The sequence below is a fragment of the Nonomuraea muscovyensis genome, from assembly GCF_014207745.1.
Lineage (GTDB): Bacteria > Actinomycetota > Actinomycetes > Streptosporangiales > Streptosporangiaceae > Nonomuraea > Nonomuraea muscovyensis.
In genome coordinates, this window is record NZ_JACHJB010000002.1 from 1,980,906 (window position 1) to 1,993,928 (window position 13,023).

The 13,023-nt window shown below is 71.2% G+C and carries 17 protein-coding genes and 3 tRNA genes; 7 read left to right on the top strand and 13 right to left on the bottom strand.

Annotated features, from left to right (window positions below):
- Positions 1-38 precede the first annotated feature (38 nt).
- From FHU36_RS25995 to FHU36_RS26035, 9 genes are all read right to left on the bottom strand, one after another.
- Positions 39-251, bottom strand: a complete 213-nt coding sequence (locus FHU36_RS25995; protein ID WP_185086452.1) for a DUF397 domain-containing protein — start codon at positions 249-251, stop codon at positions 39-41.
- Between the two features lie 503 nt (positions 252-754).
- Positions 755-1,069: a hypothetical protein gene (locus tag FHU36_RS26000; RefSeq protein WP_185086453.1), complete on the bottom strand. Its 315-nt coding sequence runs from the start codon at positions 1,067-1,069 to the stop codon at positions 755-757.
- Entirely contained in the window at positions 1,066-1,317 is a 252-nt protein-coding gene (locus FHU36_RS26005) for a hypothetical protein (RefSeq protein ID WP_185086454.1), read from the bottom strand. Before FHU36_RS26005 ends, FHU36_RS26000 begins: the two co-directional genes overlap by 4 nt.
- Before the next feature lie 95 nt (positions 1,318-1,412).
- Complete coding sequence (locus tag FHU36_RS26010; protein WP_185086455.1) at positions 1,413-2,261, bottom strand: DUF5753 domain-containing protein; 849 nt, start codon at positions 2,259-2,261, stop codon at positions 1,413-1,415.
- Positions 2,262-2,270: 9 nt separating this feature from the next.
- Complete coding sequence (locus tag FHU36_RS26015) at positions 2,271-2,783, bottom strand: DUF6879 family protein (protein ID WP_185086456.1); 513 nt, start codon at positions 2,781-2,783, stop codon at positions 2,271-2,273.
- Positions 2,784-3,230: 447 nt separating this feature from the next.
- A tRNA-Val gene (locus tag FHU36_RS26020) sits at positions 3,231-3,305 on the bottom strand.
- A gap of 1 nt (position 3,306) precedes the next feature.
- A tRNA-Cys gene (locus FHU36_RS26025) sits at positions 3,307-3,380 on the bottom strand.
- 13 nt (positions 3,381-3,393) lie between these two features.
- A tRNA-Gly gene (locus FHU36_RS26030) sits at positions 3,394-3,465 on the bottom strand.
- A gap of 41 nt (positions 3,466-3,506) precedes the next feature.
- A complete protein-coding gene (locus tag FHU36_RS26035; RefSeq protein ID WP_185086457.1) occupies positions 3,507-4,142 on the bottom strand; it encodes an ACT domain-containing protein in 636 nt (211 codons plus the stop codon).
- Between the two features lie 80 nt (positions 4,143-4,222).
- On the opposite strand from FHU36_RS26035, the gene dusB reads away from it, so the two are divergent.
- The gene (gene dusB, locus FHU36_RS26040; RefSeq protein ID WP_312891822.1) at positions 4,223-5,332 is read left to right on the top strand and encodes a tRNA dihydrouridine synthase DusB; all 1,110 of its coding nucleotides are present in this window, start codon (positions 4,223-4,225) and stop codon (positions 5,330-5,332) included.
- Positions 5,333-5,430: 98 nt separating this feature from the next.
- Here the strand turns inward: dusB and FHU36_RS26045 are convergent, their stop codons facing one another.
- The gene (locus FHU36_RS26045; protein WP_185086458.1) at positions 5,431-6,060 is read right to left on the bottom strand and encodes an alpha-ketoglutarate-dependent dioxygenase AlkB; all 630 of its coding nucleotides are present in this window, start codon (positions 6,058-6,060) and stop codon (positions 5,431-5,433) included.
- A 116-nt stretch (positions 6,061-6,176) separates the two neighbouring features.
- Here FHU36_RS26045 and FHU36_RS44855 point away from each other — a divergent pair, with 116 nt between their 5' ends.
- The 3 genes from FHU36_RS44855 to FHU36_RS26055 all read left to right on the top strand — a co-directional run bounded on the left by FHU36_RS44855 (position 6,177) and on the right by FHU36_RS26055 (position 7,961).
- Positions 6,177-6,554: an RNA polymerase sigma factor gene (locus FHU36_RS44855; RefSeq protein WP_312891823.1), complete on the top strand. Its 378-nt coding sequence runs from the start codon at positions 6,177-6,179 to the stop codon at positions 6,552-6,554.
- Complete coding sequence (locus FHU36_RS44860) at positions 6,551-6,661, top strand: sigma factor-like helix-turn-helix DNA-binding protein (protein ID WP_246502568.1); 111 nt, start codon at positions 6,551-6,553, stop codon at positions 6,659-6,661. The genes FHU36_RS44855 and FHU36_RS44860 overlap by 4 nt, the downstream gene beginning before the upstream one ends.
- Before the next feature lie 70 nt (positions 6,662-6,731).
- On the top strand, positions 6,732-7,961 hold the full coding sequence (locus tag FHU36_RS26055) for an MFS transporter (protein WP_312891824.1): 1,230 nt from the start codon (positions 6,732-6,734) through the stop codon (positions 7,959-7,961).
- A 79-nt stretch (positions 7,962-8,040) separates the two neighbouring features.
- Here FHU36_RS26055 and FHU36_RS26060 read toward each other — a convergent pair whose 3' ends face one another.
- Genes FHU36_RS26060 through FHU36_RS26070 form a run of 3 tightly spaced genes read right to left on the bottom strand, consistent with a single transcriptional unit; the run spans position 8,041 to position 9,699 of the window.
- A complete protein-coding gene (locus tag FHU36_RS26060; RefSeq protein ID WP_312891825.1) occupies positions 8,041-8,601 on the bottom strand; it encodes a CGNR zinc finger domain-containing protein in 561 nt (186 codons plus the stop codon).
- A gap of 52 nt (positions 8,602-8,653) precedes the next feature.
- Positions 8,654-9,016 (bottom strand): DUF2203 domain-containing protein, encoded by a 363-nt coding sequence (locus FHU36_RS26065; protein WP_185086459.1) that lies wholly within the window; start codon positions 9,014-9,016, stop codon positions 8,654-8,656.
- A 2-nt stretch (positions 9,017-9,018) separates the two neighbouring features.
- Entirely contained in the window at positions 9,019-9,699 is a 681-nt protein-coding gene (locus FHU36_RS26070; RefSeq protein ID WP_185086460.1) for a GntR family transcriptional regulator, read from the bottom strand.
- Positions 9,700-9,794: 95 nt separating this feature from the next.
- On the opposite strand from FHU36_RS26070, the gene FHU36_RS26075 reads away from it, so the two are divergent.
- The 3 genes from FHU36_RS26075 to FHU36_RS26085 all read left to right on the top strand — a co-directional run bounded on the left by FHU36_RS26075 (position 9,795) and on the right by FHU36_RS26085 (position 12,994).
- Positions 9,795-11,096: an MFS transporter gene (locus FHU36_RS26075; RefSeq protein WP_185086461.1), complete on the top strand. Its 1,302-nt coding sequence runs from the start codon at positions 9,795-9,797 to the stop codon at positions 11,094-11,096.
- A gap of 88 nt (positions 11,097-11,184) precedes the next feature.
- Positions 11,185-12,117, top strand: a complete 933-nt coding sequence (locus FHU36_RS26080) for an SPFH domain-containing protein (RefSeq protein WP_312891827.1) — start codon at positions 11,185-11,187, stop codon at positions 12,115-12,117.
- 109 nt (positions 12,118-12,226) lie between these two features.
- A complete protein-coding gene (locus FHU36_RS26085) occupies positions 12,227-12,994 on the top strand; it encodes a sirohydrochlorin chelatase (protein WP_312891828.1) in 768 nt (255 codons plus the stop codon).
- The last annotated feature ends 29 nt before the right edge of the window (positions 12,995-13,023 follow it).

Sequence of the window (13,023 nt, forward strand, 5' to 3'; positions counted from 1 at the left end):
TGGTTCAGGCGGGCAGGGGCCGTCATCGGGTGGCGGTACTAGATGGTGCTCACACCGGCGGCGCGAAGCTCGTCACCCGTGAACCGGAGTGTCCCGGCATCCGGGTTCTTGGAGTCCCGCAGGGCGAACGCGTCGGTCACACCGGGAATCGGCGCGATCTCCACGCAGGTGTCCATCTCCTCTTCCTGCTGGTTGCCGCCGCACATGCGGCGGAACTCCAGCGGGCCGACATCCTTGGCGTACAGATCCATCCATCTGCCCTCCTTCGCTCGGGCCGGATGACCCGAGGTGGTGCCACGACCGGCGACGGTCTTGCAGCCGCCGGCCGCGCGTCTATGCGCGTTGGTTGATGTGGCCCCCGCCTGGACTGCGATTCCGTGGCTTGGCGGGGGCCGCCCGGCTGAGCTGGAGCGGTGTGGGGATCAGCCGGCGCCGCCCCGGAAGTCGGCCCGTGGCAGCTACTTCCGGGGGTGTCTTGAGCTGGGGTTCCGCAGTGCGTCGAGCAGGACGGACGCGAACTCTCGCAGCGTCGTCGGCCGCCACTGGGGCGGCTCGTACTCTTCCGGGGCTTCTCTGCCGGGGCCTTGAGCCTGATGCCAGGGTGCCGGCGTGTACTCATGCCACGCCCCGTGCCGCCATGCATTCACTGACGGATGGCAGATCCCGCAGTCGAGGTTGCACGAAGCCGTGCAGTTGGGAGCTCCACACCAGTGGTTGCAGCGTCGAGGGTCACGCGATTCGGCAGGAAGGCCGGTCATGCTCGGCCCTCATTCGCGGCGACCAGCAGGGCCACCCGCGCGGGGCGATGGACGGGCACCATCTCCACACGGTCGGGCAACTTCTCGTTGTCCCGGCCGGTACGCGCCGGCTCCACCCGGTAGGCACCCGAGCGAGCCGCCACACTGATCGTGGCCACCCGCCAACCGCCGTCCGCGTAGACCATGAGCCGCGACGACGAGAACTGGTCAGACGCGGTGTTCACCTCACCCGGAACGCGCTTGATGAGTTGGGCGTTGATGCCGGAGCCTTCCAGCAGGTGAATGACCTTGTTCAACGCGGGGGCGGTCACCGAGCACTCTCCTCGCCGAGCACGTTCATCATGTTCGGCCGCTTCTCCAGCAAGCCGTACACCTCTGCCAGGTCGAGAAGGCCCTCGATGCCCAAGACGTTCGGAGCCGTGCAGTTCTGCACACCGCGCTCCAGCAGGTACGCCCGGTACTCATTCCGAGTCCACGAGTCGGGAGCCGAAGGCGTCGCATCAGGGCCGATCTCGGCAAGCTCCTCGGGCGCCAGCTCGCCAACGAAGACCTTCGGCATGGCCGGGATGGCGGGGGATGTCTGTCGGGGAGGCATGATCCGACGGTAGGAGCGGGTGATTCACTGCCTCAATGAACTTGCACGAACTTGCACGATCAGCCTAGGGCCGCGAGTGCTCCCGTGATCAGAGCGCGTGCCTGGTTGCCGTATACAGCGCTGGACGCCAGTTCGGTGAAGCCCTTGATGTAGAGCGCGATCTCGCGCGGTTGGGTGACGGTCACGCCCGCGGACAGCAACTCTACGAACACCCGCTTGTCGTCGTAGATGGAGAAGGTCTCCATCGTCCACAGCTTGCGAGGGACGCCGGAAGGGATGATCCCGAGGGAGATGGATGGCAGAGACATGCCTTCCAGAAGCTGGCCAAGCTGCCCGGCCATCACCTCGTCATCAGCGACCCGATCGTGCAGGACGGACTCTTCCATGAGGATGGCGAACCGGTGGTCGCCTTCGTAGAGCAGGCGGTTTCGGGCTGCCCGTGTTGTGACCGCTTCCTCGATGTCGCGAGGAGCATCGTGGAACTCAGCAAAGGCAGTGAGGACGGCTCGCATGTATCCGGGCGTTTGAAGGGGCCAGGGCATGAACTGTGAGCAGTAGAAGCGGAACAGGCGGGTTTCCTCGTACAACGAGACTCGCGTCTCTTGCAGTCGCTTCATGCCGCTGCGTTGCAATCGCTTCCACTCGACATACATGCTGTCGGCGTCGCGGCTCGCAGCGATCAGGTCAGGGATCTCTTCCTCAGCGCCGCAGATCCGGCACCAGGCGCGTATGTCGTCGTCAGACGGCAGGGTGCGGCCGTTGACGAGCCGGGAGCACTTGGACTCGTCCCAACCAGCCGCCAGGGCCAGAGCCCTGGCGGTGAGGCCGGAGTCGCGAAGGATTTCCCGAAGCCGCTTGCCGACGGCAAGACGGGCCTGCTGGGCGCTGGATGACGGTGATGTTGCCACGTGCCGTGATTAGGTAGGCCGGTACTCCGTGTGGTCGATGCCGCGCTGCCAAACAGCCTCGAACGCTGTCGCGCACAGCTTCACCACCGCAGCATCTTCGGAAAAGTCGTAGCCTGTGGCCTCGCCGTCCCCTGAGTGAAGGCCGAAGCGCACCAGTTCCCCGTCGAACAACCAGAAGTCATTGCCGGGTAGCGCTAGATCGGATGCTCTTTGGCGGGGTAGCCAGCGAACCAGTTCCCCACCGGCAAGGTTGGCATGGGGCGTAGCGGAGTGCTCATATCGGATGTAGTCGCTGACGGGCTCGGAAACGATTCGAGCGCGGCGGACCACGACTCCCCGGTCTACGGTTGCCCTGATCAGATTCACCCAGGGAGCGTCGAAGTCGGTCCGGTCGAATGGCTTGCCGTCACGCCAGGCACGGAAGCCGGGACTTGAGTAGCCGTAACCATCACGCATCTCCAGGTGCAGAGCGGAGCGCGTGCAGCGCCCCAGCAACTCATCCAACGTCGGGCTCGCGTTCACCGCACGCCTCCAAGAGGTAACCACGCATGTGCGCAGGAAACCTAACGATCATTTCGTTGGGCGCGAGCGGGCTCCGTGCCACTACTTGGTCCACCTCGGCTTGGTCCGTGACCACGACTCCCTGAATCACGAAGCTTCCGTCTCTGTCATCGACCCAGACCGAGGGGCAGCCGCCATGCTCGCTCGTGCCGTCGATGCCGATGAACCGTAGCGCCATGGTCCCCTCCCGTGGTGTAGACGTGCGCGGACTTGCACACGCGAGCCTGAACCGCCCAGGGGTCACCGTCAAGCGATTGTCCTCAGATCGCATCAGCACAACGTCAGCACGGGTGCTGACGTTGTGCTGATCAATCCCGAACAACAAGAAGCCCCAGACTCCTGGCGGGTGCCGTGAGCTGGGGCGATAACTTCTGTTTGACCAGGTCAGACCTGATCTACCAGGGAGTGTGGTGGACGATACTGGGATTGAACCAGTGACCTCTTCCGTGTCAGGGAAGCGCTCTCCCGCTGAGCTAATCGTCCTTGGAGGTGGAGACGGGATTTGAACCCGTGTGGACGGCTTTGCAGGCCGCTGCCTCGCCTCTCGGCCACTCCACCGTGCCGAACTCCGAGCGGAAGACGGGATTCGAACCCGCGACCCTCACCTTGGCAAGGTGATGCTCTACCACTGAGCCACTTCCGCGTTGTCGCCCGTCCACTCTAGCGGGTTTTCCGAGTGGATGCTCACTTGCGGAGCTGTCGCGCCACGCTGCGTTCGGTCGCGGGCAGGCTGAGGAAGATCTCCAGGATGCGGGTGAGCCGGTGGACCTCGATGCGGTGGAAGGCGGGCCCGTCGGAGCGGGCCAGCAGCAGGGTGAGCGCGAGCGGCGGCAGCGGGGCGTGGATGACGTGCAGGCCCCCCTCCAGCGTGGCGGCCGTGGGCCGGGCCGGCACGCTGTCGGGCAGCGGCACCTTCTGGGGGGCGCGCCAGCTCGCGTAGACGACGCCGTGCTCGGCGGCCGTGGCGGCCCAGTCGGCGCTGAACAGCACCGGCAGCGAGTCGACCAGCGTGGTCAGCGCCCGGTCGCCAGCCGTGGTGATGTACTTGAGTATCTCCAGCTCGGGATAGGTGCCGGGCGCCTCGCGGGTGCTCCAGACACCCTCGACCGTCACGCCCTCGACGCCGTGCAGGCCCTTGACGAGCGTCTCCTTGGGGGTGCCCTCGGGGCAGTAGACGGTGAGGTCGTCGACCGCCCGGCCGTCGCCCCTGTCGAGCACGGTGACCTGGGTGATGTCGGCTCCGGCCGTGCCGAGGACCCGGGTCACCTGGGCCAGCGACCCCGGGCGGTCGGGCAGCGTGATGCGGACACGAAGGAGCATCCATCCCTCCCTGCGAAGATGCCGTTCCCAGCCTATCGGCGAATACCGGTCGCAGCCGGACCTGCGCTACAACTGACAGGGTGAAGATTGGGCCGATCGAGGTGTGGCCGCCGGTGGTGCTGGCGCCGATGGCGGGCATCACGAACGCGCCGTTCCGGGTGCTCTGCCGTGAGCAGGGCGCCGGGTTGTTCGTGTGCGAGATGATCACGACGCGGGCGCTGGTCGAGCGCAATCCGAAGACGATGCGCATGATCAGGTTCGCCGAGTCGGAGACGCCGCGGAGCATCCAGCTGTACGGGGTCGATCCCGTGACGGTGGGCCGGGCGGTCAGGATGATCGCCGAGGAGGACCTGGCCGACCACATCGACCTCAACTTCGGCTGCCCGGTGCCCAAGGTGACCCGGCGGGGCGGCGGCTCGGCCCTGCCGTACAAGCGACACCTGCTGCGGCGGATCCTGCGCGAGGCGGTGGCCCACGCGGGCCCGCTGCCGGTGACGATGAAGATGCGCAAGGGCATCGACGACGACCACCTGACCTATCTCGACGCCGGCCGCATCGCGGCCGAGGAGGGGATCGCGGCCGTCGCCCTGCACGCCCGTACGGCCCGGCAGCACTACGGCGGCGTGGCCGACTGGGACGCCATCGCCAGGCTGAAGGAGTCCGTGCCCGAGATCCCGGTGCTCGGCAACGGCGACGTCTGGTGCGCCGACGACGCGCTGCGGATGATGGCCGAGACCGGCTGTGACGGCGTCGTCGTGGGCCGGGGCTGCCTGGGCCGGCCGTGGCTGTTCGCCGATCTGGAGCGCGCGTTCGACGGCGACCCGGAGCGGGCCCGGCCGACGCTGGGCGAGGTGGCGGCGGTGATGGCCCGCCATGCCGAAGGGCTGACCGCGTGCTTCGACATCGAGCGCTACGCGGTGGCCGACTTCCGCAAGCATGTGGGGTGGTATCTCAAGGGCTTCACGGTGGGCGCCGAGCTGCGGCGCGAGCTGGCCACCGCCGAGTCGCTCGACGGGCTGCGGGCGGGGCTGGCGAAGCTGGAGCACGACCAGCCGTGGCCGCCCAACACCGACACCCCGCGCGGCAAGTCGGGCGAGCGCACCAAGGTGCTGCTGCCCGACGGCTGGCTGGACGACCCCTGGGACTGCGTCGTGCCGGCCGACGCCGAGTCCGACGTCTCGGGCGGCTGACGGCCGCCGCCCGTGCGCAGGCCGAGCCCGTGCGCGGCCCGCGCCCATGCGCAGGCCGCGTCCGTGCAGGCCGCGTCGCGCGGGCCTCAGCGCGGGCCTCAGCGCACGCCGCGCGGCCTGAACTGGACGCTGATGCGCGGCCCGGCCGGCCGGCTGGTCTTGGGGACGGCGTGCTCCCAGGTGCGCTGGCAACTGCCGCCCATGACGAGCAGGTCGCCGTGGCCGAGGTCGCGGCGGATCGACTCGCCGCCGCCGCGCGGGCGCAGGAGCAGCGAGCGCGGGGCGCCGACCGAGAGGATCGCGACCATGGTGTCCTCGGTGCTCCCCCGTCCGATGGTGTCGCCGTGCCAGGCGACGCTGTCACGACCGTCGCGGTAGAAGCACAGCCCGGCCGTGCGGAACGGCTCGCCCAGCTCGTCGTGGTAGTGGGCGTTGAGCGCGCGCAGGGCGTCGTCGAGGGCCGGGTCGGGCAGCCGCTCCCCCTCGTCGTAGAACTTGAGCAACCGGGGAACGTCGACGACCCTGTCGTACATCCGCCGGCGCTCCTCCTTCCACGGCACGCCGTCGGCCAGCCGCTCGAACAGCGCGTCGGCGCCCGCCATCCAGCCCGGCCGGACGTCGATCCACGCCCCGTGGCCGAGGACCGTCCGCTGGACCGTGTCGCTGAGCGGGCCGAGGCCGCCGTCAAGGTCGAGGTCGAGCAGTGACGGCTGGAAAACTGCCTTCATGAGGCCGAGTGTATGCGAGGCTTCAAACACCCATTCGACTCAGGGGGGCTGAGCAGCCGTGGCCGCCGCCGAGGACCTGGCGTGAAAGCACTTCGGCCGACCGGGCAAGTACGGGCGTGACAGTGCACAACACGCGCAACGAGGCAGGGCGCCGCTTAGGGGTGCCACCCGATCTCTTCGACGCGCATTTCGCCGAGATCCACCGCTACATCGCGCGGCGGTTGTCCGAGGACGTGGCCGACGACCTGGCGGCCGAGGTGTTCGTGGTGGCCCTGCAGGGCGCCTACGACCCGGCGATCGGCGCGGTCCGGCCCTGGCTGTACGGCATCGCCACCCATCTCGTCGCACGGCACCGGCGAACGGAGGTCAGGCGGTGGAAGGCGATCAGCCGGACGGCCGAGCGCGACGGCGGCGGCCACGAGGACGAGGTGCTCGACCGGGTGACGGCGGCGCGCTTCACCGGCCCGCCGGCGGGGGCGCTGGCGGGCCGGTGAAGCGGCGCGACCGGGACGTGGTGCTCCTGGTCGCGCTGGGCGGGCTCAGCCACGCCGAGGTGGGCGAGGCCCTCGGCATCCCGCCGGCACCGTCGGGTCCCGGCTGAGCCGGGCGCGCGGGCAACTGCGCCGGGCACTCGGTGACGTCAACCCGCCGACCCATGTAACGTCTAGACCGTGTTGAGCCGTTACATGGCCGGTGCGGTCGCCGCGCGCACCGGCGACGAGATGTCCGGGCCCGCCCTTCTCCTCGCGGGGCTGGCCCTGAGCGGCTCCCCCGTGCCGGGGTCGTGGCTGCTGGCGGGGCTCACCGCCTCGGCGGCCGTCGGCGGGCCGCTGCTCGGGGCACTGCTCGACCGGGCCGAACGGCCGGGCCGGATGGTCGGCTGGTGCCTGCTCGGCTACACCGCCGGCCTGCTCGCCGTGCTGCTGGGGCTGGGACGGCTGCCCGACGCCGCGCTGGTCGCCGTCGCCGCACTGGCCGGGCTGCTGGGGCCGGCGCTCACCGGTGGCTGGACGTCCCAACTGCCCCTCGTCGTCCCGCCCGATCGGCTGGCACGGGCCAACGCCCTGGACGCGATCAGCTACAACGTGGCCGGCCTCGTGGGCCCGGCGGCGGTGGCCGCGGTCGCCGCCGCCACGAGCGGCCGGACGGCCGTGGTGGTCTCGGCCGTCCTGCTGCTCGCGGCGGCCCCTTCGGCCTGGACGCTCCCCACCCGCCGGCCGGACCCGGCCCGGCCTGCCGTCCCGGCGCGACCGACCGGCACGCACGGCACGGACGGCGTGGTTCCCGGCCCCTCGGGTGAGGCGGCGTTACGCCGGGAACTCGCCGCCGGGTTCGGCGCCATCGCGCGCAACGCGTCACTCAGGCGGGCGACCGTGACCTCGGTGATCTCCTTCTGCGGCGTCGCCGTGCTGGTGGTCGGCGCGCCGCTGCTCGGCGCCGAGCTGACGGGCGAGGTCTCCTACGGTGCCCTGCTGCTCGCGGTGACGGCCGCCGCCGCGCTCACCGCGAACGCGGCCGTGGCGCGGCTGCGGCGCTGGACGCCGCGGCCGGACACCGTCCTCGCGGTCTCCACGCTGCTCCTCGGCGCGGCCCTGGCGCTGGCGGCCGTGGCGGCGCGCACCGGCGGCCCGTTCGAGCTCGCCGTGCTCGCCGCGGCCCTGGCCGGGCTGGCGGAGGGACCCCAGCTCACGGCCCTGCTGGCGGTACGCCACCGCGAGGCCCCGCCGCGGCTGCGCGGCCAGATCTTCACCACCGGCGCCAGCCTCAAGATCACCTCGTACGCCGGAGGCGCCGCCCTGGCCGGACCGCTCGCCGCGTACGACCTCGGGGTCGCCCTGCTCGCCGGGGCGGCCCTGCAGATCCTGGCCGCGCTGGCGTACGGGCTGCTGTCGCGCCGCTAGTCCGGTCCCCGTGCCGCCCACCGGGCTGCCTCGCTAGTCCGGTCCCCGTGCCGCCCACCGGGCCGCCTCGCACTCATGGTCAGGTGCGGGCCCGGTGGGCGGCGACGCGTTCGCGGGTGGCGCAGCGGGTGCTGCAGTAGCGGCGCGGGCTGCCTCCTCCCAGGTCGAGGTACGGCCGACGGCATCCGGCCGAGGCGCACAGCCCGCCGGGCACCCGCTGGTGGTCGGCCAGCAGGACGGCCAGCGCCATGGCCGACGAGGCGAGGAACCACTCCGCCCACGGCACGTCGTCGTGGGCGTCCACGTGCAGGTGCCAGGTGGACGTGCCGCCGTGGCTGGTCAGCCGGGGCGGGCGGGCCGTGTCGGCGAGGATCCGGTTGAGCAGCGCGGCGGCGGCGTCGACGCCTGGGGCGGCCAGCACCTCGACCAGCCGGCCCGCCGCCTCCCGCATCGCCGCGACATCGCGGGCACCCACGTCCTCGGCCGCGCCCCCGCCCGGCGGGTCCGCGCCGGCCCCGGCCCGCTCGCCGTGGGCGCGGAGCACCCGGGCCACCGACTCGGCCGACGGCTCCTCGTACAGCAGGGCCACGCACAGGTCGACGGCCCGCTCGGCCATCGCCCGGGTCGAGTGCACGTTCACCACCGCAGCGTATTCCGTGCCGACCGGCGGCGGGCGCGCCCGACGGGCGGGGCTAACGGAGGGGGCGGCGGCCCGCGAAGCCCAGGTCGGTGCGGTGGTACCAGCCCAGCGCGGTCTCGCCCTCGATCCAGCACAGCCGGACCGAGACCCCGTCGAGCACGGACGGGAAGTCGAGCAGGACGGGCGCGAAGCCCTTCACCTCGATCCCCTGCCCCGCCCAGCCGCCGAGGAGGTGCTCGATGCGGGCCTCCAGCGCCTTCAGCTCGGGGACGCCGCCCAGCGAGGAGGCGCCGGCGGTGCGCCGGTCGTGGGCGATCTCCGCCATGTCGGCGCGGGCGGCGACCAGCGCGCGGGAGTCCTCGACGATCGACGGCAGCAGCGCGCGCGCCTCGTCCAGGGTGAACAGTCTGTCCATCGCTACCCGTTCGGCTCGTAGGCGTGCAGCAGCAGCTTCTCGGCCTCGTCGAGGTAGCCGTCGAGGTAGGCGGCGGCCTCCTCCGTCCGGCCGGACTCCAGCATCGCCAGCAGGCGGCGGTTGCGCTCGACGAACGGCTCGTGGAAGGCGCGCGGGTTGTGCATGACGTGGAACACCAGGCGCAGCTCCGCCAGGAGCTGCCGCATCGCCTCGTCCAGCCGCGGGCTCTGGTTGAGCGTCACCAGCGCCTGGTGGAAGCGGATGTTGGCGGTGCCGACGCCCTGCCAGTCGTCCTGCTCGGCGGCCCGCTCGGCGTCCGCGAGGGCCTCCTTGATCAGCGTGAGCTGCTCGGCGGTGGGGACGCGGCGCACGGCCGCGCCTTCCAGGACGCGGCGCACCCGGTAGAGGTCGGCGACGTCCTCGGCGGACAGAATCCGCACGAACACGCCGCGGTTGAGCCGGTGCTCCAGGAGCCGTTCGTGGCCGAGGAGCCGGAACGCCTCGCGCAGCGTGTTGCGCGACACCCCGAGCGCCTCGGAGATCGACTCCTCGGACAGGCGCTGGCCTGGGGTGAAGAACCCCTCGCTGATGCGGTCGCGGAGGATGTCGGCCACCCGTTCGGCGGTGCTGCTGCGCCCCAGCCGGGTGCGGTCGCGCTCGAGATCGGCAACAGCGTCGTTCACAAGGGCCAGACAATCATCGAACAAAACCCTTGTCGAGTTGTTCAACGATCCTTATGTTGAAGAGAAGTCCCCCCAAGCATGATAGGAGCGGCCACATGTCAGGCTCCACGCAACAGACACGGCGGGTCATCGTCGCCAGCCTGATCGGGACGTCGCTGGAGTGGTACGACTTCTTCCTCTACACGACGGCCGCGACCCTCGTCTTCGGCAAGCTGTTCTTCCCGACGTTCGACCCGCTCAACGCCACGCTCCTGGCCCTGACCACGAACGCCGTCGCGTTCGTCGCCCGGCCCCTCGGCGGGATCGTCTTCGGCCACTTCGGCGACCGCACCGGGCGCAAGACCGTGCTCGTGGTGACGCTCCTGGTGATGGGGATCTCCACGTTCCTCATCGGCCTGCTGCCCGGCTACGACAGCATCGGGGTCGCCGCGCCGATCCTGCTGGCGCTGCTGCGGTTCGTCCAGGGACTGGGACTCGGCGGCGAGTGGGGTGGAGCGGTGATCATGTCGCTGGAGCACGGCGACGACCGCCGGCGCGGCTTCAACGCGAGCTGGCCGCAGGTGGGCGTCCCGGCGGGATTCGTGCTGGCCACCGGATTGCTGACGATCCTGTCGTTCACCCTGTCGGACGCGGCGTTCCTGTCGTGGGGGTGGCGGGTGCCGTTCCTGCTGTCCGGGGTGCTCGTCCTCGTCGGCCTCTGGGTGCGCGTGAGGATCACCGAGTCGCCGCTGTTCGCGCGGGTGGAGCAGGCGGGGACCAAGGCGAGGATGCCGCTGGTCGAGGTGCTGCGTACGCACCCGCGCGCCCTGCTGTCGGCCTTCACCGCGCGCATCGGGGTGGACGTGGCCTTCTACACCTTCACCGCGTACATCCTGGTCTACCTCACCGGCACGCTCGGCCTGGAGCGCTCGGTCGGGCTGAACGCGGTCCTGATCGGGTCGGCGCTGCAACTGGTGCTGATCCCGCTGTTCGGCGCGCTGTCCGACCGCCTGGGCAGGCGTCCGGTCTACCTGGCGGGCGTGGTCGGCGCGGCGATCTGGGTGTTCGTGTTCTTCCCCCTGCTCGACACCGGGTCGTTCCCGTTCATCGCGCTCGCCACCGTCGTGGCGCTGGTCACCCACGCCGCCATGTACGGCCCGCAGGCGGCGTTCATCGCCGAACTGTTCACCACCCGGCTGCGCTACAGCGGCGCCTCCATGGGCTACCAGGTGGCCGGGATCGTCGGCGGCGCGCTCGCCCCGATCATCGCGCTCAAGCTGTTCGACGTGTACGGCACGACGCTCGCCGTGTCGATCTACGTGGTGGCCGCACTGGCCGTCACCGCCGTGGGCCTGGCCATCGCGCCGGAGACCCGCGACCTCGACGTCACGGCCGGCCCGCTGCCCCAGCGGACCTGACCGGCCTCCGAGGCCGGACGTCCCCCGCAAGCCCGCCGCGAAGAACCGCGGGCGGCGGCTGCCACCGCCGCCCGCGCGGGAGGTCACCGTGCGCATCGCCCTGCTCGTCATCGCCGCGCTCGTCGCACTGCCCCTGGCCGTCGGCCTGGTCTCCGGCCTGGAACGGACCGGGGGCGGCGAGGTCGCCGTCATCCGCGACGGGGGCCCGCTGGACGACAACAAGGTCCGCCAGGTCATCGACCCCGGCTCGGGCGTGACCTGGACCGGCATGTGGTCCTCCAGCCACGTCTACCCCGCCCAGCAGCGCTTCTACACGATCACCGCCGACGCCAGGCGGGCGACCACGCTCGGCGTGGACGTGGTCACCGTGCCGAGCGGCGACGGCGTGAACCTGGGCATCGAGGGCACCCTCTACTTCACGCTCAACCTCGACCACGCCGCGCTCAAGACGTTCGACGACAAGTACGGCACGCGGACCTTCCGTGGCCAGGACGACGCCTCGCTCCATCCGTGGGACGGCGACGAGGGCTGGACCGCGTTCTTCGGCCAGGCCGTCCGCCCGATCATCGACAACGCCCTGCGCAGCCAGATCGGCGCCATGCGCTGCGCCGAGCTGGTCCCGTCGTGCTCGCTGCTGGAGAGCGCGAAGCTGCGGCCGCAGGACAGCAACACCACGATCACCCGGGTGCAGAGCGCCGTGAACGCCTCCCTCGCCCGCGACCTCCCGGTCACGCTGGGCGGCGACTTCTTCACCGGGCTACGGTTCACGCTGGCCAAGGTGACGCTGCCGGCCGAGGTGCAGCAGGCGGTGGACCGCTCCCTGGCCGCGAACGCCGCCGTCTCGGAGGCGCAGGCCAAGGTCGCCCAGGCCAGGGCGGAGGCCGACGCCAACCGGGCCAGGCAGGACGGCTACGACAAGTGCCCGGCCTGCGCCGAGATCGAGAAGCTCAAGTCGCTCCCCCAGGGCATCACTGTCTACGCCCCCGGCAATCCGCAGTCGGTCGTCGTCCCGGCCCGCTGACCCCCGAGCGGCACGCCGCGCCGCGCTTCCGGACATAGGTAACGGTTGTGATTGAATCGCCACCGATTCGCAGAACGCGGGTGGTCCGATGGGCATAAACTGCGCGCCTGTGAGCCTCCCTGTACGCGAACGTTCCCGCCGGCCGGGTGGCGGCCGCCACCGCCGCCCCGTGCCCACCTCCCTGCCGCCGGACGCCCCTGTGCTCGTGCTCGCCGCCCCCGGCGACGCCTCCGGCGTGGCCGCCGAGATCGCCGGCGTCGTACGGGTCGACCATCCGCAGATCGAGGTGCGCCTGACCACGGTCACCGACCTGGGCGAGTCCCTTCCGCAGGGCCGCGAGGCCGTCGTGGTGCCCCTGCTGACCTGGGACGACCCGGAGGTCCTGGCCGACATCGCCAAGACGGTCGAGGCCGCCGGCACGGGCGCGGTCGTCACGGAGGCGCTCGGCCCGCACCCGTTGCTCGCCGAGGCCCTGCACATCAGGCTGGCCGAGCGCGGCCTCGCCCGGGCCGACCGGGTGCGCCTGCTGAACGTCTCCAGCCCCGTGGACGCCGTCATCCTCGCCACCGTGGGCGGCACGCGGGCCGTGCAGGCCGTGCAGCCCACGGCGGTGCTGCTCGCCTCCCGCCTGACCCTGCCCGTGGTGGCCGCCTCACTCGACAGCGAGCCCGGCGTGCCGATGGCCGCCGAGCGGCTGCGCGCCGCCGGGGCCGAGCGGCTGGCCGTCGCGCCCTGCCTGATCGGCCACGAGGCGCCCGCCGACCTGGTCGAACGGGCCGCCGCCGGCATCGACGCGGGGTATGCCGAGCCGCTCGGCGCCCACGGCTCGATCGCCGAACTTGTCGCACGAGCTTACGGAAGTCAACTCGCCACTTGACAAGCACTTGTGGAGATCACAAAAGTCGC

Coding starts and splice junctions, on each gene's coding strand:
- FHU36_RS25995 (WP_185086452.1), bottom strand. CDS start 251: ATGGATCTGTACGCCAAGGATGTCGGCCCGCTGGAGTTCCGCCGCATG.
- FHU36_RS26005 (WP_185086454.1), bottom strand. CDS start 1,317: ATGCCGAAGGTCTTCGTTGGCGAGCTGGCGCCCGAGGAGCTTGCCGAG.
- FHU36_RS26035 (WP_185086457.1), bottom strand. CDS start 4,142: ATGCTCCTTCGTGTCCGCATCACGCTGCCCGACCGCCCGGGGTCGCTG.
- FHU36_RS26045 (WP_185086458.1), bottom strand. CDS start 6,060: ATGAAGGCAGTTTTCCAGCCGTCACTGCTCGACCTCGACCTTGACGGC.
- FHU36_RS26065 (WP_185086459.1), bottom strand. CDS start 9,016: ATGGACAGACTGTTCACCCTGGACGAGGCGCGCGCGCTGCTGCCGTCG.
- FHU36_RS26075 (WP_185086461.1), top strand. CDS start 9,795: ATGTCAGGCTCCACGCAACAGACACGGCGGGTCATCGTCGCCAGCCTG.